Below are 1,883 nucleotides of genomic sequence, written 5' to 3' on the forward strand. Positions count from 1 at the left end.
AAACAATCCTTATAGAAATACAACTATTAATCAACAAACCATCTATGTCCGTGTGGAAAATGTTGACAACACCAGTTGTAATGCTATTTCTCAAACAGGAACCGCTTTTGAACCTTTTGACTTAATTGTCAATCCTCTTCCCGTAATCGCTAATAACCCTGCTCAGCTTTTACAATGTGATACGGATGCTGATTTAACAACAACAGTGAATTTAACACAAGCTGAAATCAATATTTCTAATAATTACAACAATGAAACTTTTAATTATTACCCTACTCAAGCAGATGCAATAGCCAACACCAATGTTATTACCAACACAACAGCGTATACCGTATCTGATGGTGATAGTGTTTGGGTAAGAACTATAACAAATCAAGGATGTTACAGAATTTCTCGAATCGATATCACCGTATCCTATGCTGGTGATGTTGCTTATGATCGTTTATTTGAGCAATGTGATGACTTTTTGGATGCTGATGGTAATGACACTAGTAATAATGACGATACAGATGGTATTACCTTCTTTGATATTAGTGATGCTGAAAATGAAGTAAAAGCTTTATTCCCACCAACTATTCAACCAGATTTAGATGTTCTTTTCTTTGAAACAATAGCTGATAGAGATGCTGTAATTAATCAAATTACAAATCTTTCTAGTTATAGAAATACCAATGTCCCAGCCACAACACAGCAACCTATTTATATTAAAATTATTAATACGAATAACAATGACTGTACTGGAATAGGTCAATTATACATAGTAGCACAACAAGTACCCCAGGCTAATAATGCGCCTAATATTGTACTTTGTGACGATTTTAACAGTGGTAGCTATACCGATGGAGAAAATACAGGGATTGATTTAACCGCTCAAAACTCAACTATTTTAGGCTCTCAAAACCCTGCTGATTATACTGTTACCTATTACACATCTCAATCAGACGCAACTGCTGGAACCAATGCTATTGCTAATGATGCTAATTTTAGAAATACGGCACAACCTGGGTTTTCACAAGGTGATATTAGCACACAAACCATATTTGTTAGAGTAGAAAATAACAATACAGGGTGTTACAACAATCACCAAGCATTCGACATTATTGTAAACCCTCTACCAATTATCAATACAACCATTACTCCTCTTGAGGTTTGTGACACTGGTGCTATAGACGGAGATACTAGAAATGGACTAGAACAACAAATTGATTTAAGCGTAAAAGATGCTGAAATTTTAGACGGTAGAGACCCTAATCAATATTTAATTAGTTATCACACAACTCAACAAGATGCTATTGACGGAGTAAACCCTGTAAATAAAAATAGTTACGATAACAATCCCACAAACACAACTGTTGTTAATAATGAAGGAGAAGAAACTATTTGGATTAGCATTTTAGATAATAACACGGGATGTCGTTACGGAATCAATAGTCTACTTATTAGAATTCATCCTGAACCTAATATTCTTATTACTGATATTTCTAACTTATCTTTTTGTGATGACGATCAAGATAGTGATGATACTAACGGATTTATACAATCAATTGATTTAACAACACAAGAACCTGATATTTTAAACAATTATCCTGTAGCACAGCATGATGATTTTACGATTACCTATCATCTTTCACTTAACGGTGCACAAAATAATACAGAGGTAATTCCTAGCAATGAAACTATGAATTATAGTAACATTAGCAATCCACAACGTATTTATGTTCGAGTAGAAAATAATGATACAGGATGTGTAAATGATGATACATTTTTTGACATTATCATCAACCCTTTACCTGATTTTGTGGTAACCTCTCCACAAGTACTATGCTTAAACAACCCGCCTATTACTTTATTTGTAGAAAATCCTGATGGAAACTATAACTATC

At 33.7% G+C, this 1,883-nt stretch carries 1 pseudogene; it reads left to right on the forward strand.

What is annotated here, in order from left to right:
- Positions 1-1,883 (forward strand): annotated as a pseudogene (locus ACFQ1U_RS06320) (hypothetical protein); the annotation flags it as partial.

Origin of the sequence: Tenacibaculum geojense, assembly GCF_042676005.1 — a bacterium.
Taxonomy (GTDB): Bacteria; Bacteroidota; Bacteroidia; order Flavobacteriales; family Flavobacteriaceae; genus Polaribacter; species Polaribacter geojense.